The following is a 731-nucleotide window of genomic DNA, read 5'->3' as shown; positions in this document are numbered from 1 at the left end:
GGCACCGAGCGGCGCTACCGCGTCGGCGGCGTGGTGATCTTCTCCGACGCCGAGATCGAGGACCAGGTCGAGCCGCTGATGCTCGCCGGCGCCTCCGGCTTCACCCGCGTCGGCGGCCGGCTGGGCTTCATCCCCGGCACCTACCGCGCGCCCACGCAAGAGCTCTCGGTGCTGATCGGCGACGGCTTCGAGTTCACCCGCCTGAAGACCGGGCGCGAGCTCCCCACGCAGGTCCGCGCCACCTACACCAGTGCCGCGCGCGGCTACGAGACCGCCGAGCTCGCGCCCTGGGACATTCCGGGGGCGCAGGCCGAGGACGGCGGCATCCCCGCCGTCACCGACATGCGCTTCGACATGGTGACGAGCCCCACGCAGGCCATGCGCCTGCGCAAGATCGGCGGGTGGCGCGCCCGCCGGCAGAAGGCGCTCACCGGCGTCGCCCCGCCCTCGGCCTTCCGGATGGTCGCCGGGGCCACGGTGACCGTGGCGCTGCCCGCGCCCTTCACCGCGCTTGGCGGGGTCTACGAGGTGCAGGGCCTGCACCCCGCCGCCTCGCTGGTGGGTGACGACGAGGGCGTGGCCCTGCGCTGTCCGGTGCAGCTGCTCGAGCTCGGGCCTGAGCCTTACACCTGGGACGCCGAGGCCGAAGAGGAGGAGATCGTCGAGGAGGCGTTCGACGCCACCCGCACCGGCATCGGCCTGCCGGGCCCGCTCTCGGCCACCACCGGGCC

General features: G+C 74.4%; 1 protein-coding gene. It reads left to right on the top strand.

Translation table 11 applies throughout. The features are described 5' to 3' along the window. On the top strand, positions 1-731 hold a 731-nt coding region (locus D3P35_RS25905; protein ID WP_157982358.1), incomplete at both ends, for a phage tail protein.

Origin of the sequence: Oceanicella sp. SM1341, from assembly GCF_003448965.1 — a bacterium.
Lineage (GTDB): Bacteria > Pseudomonadota > Alphaproteobacteria > Rhodobacterales > Rhodobacteraceae > Paroceanicella.
Note: the sequence above shows the minus strand (reverse complement) of the source record. Positions and strands in the feature narration are given on the sequence as shown.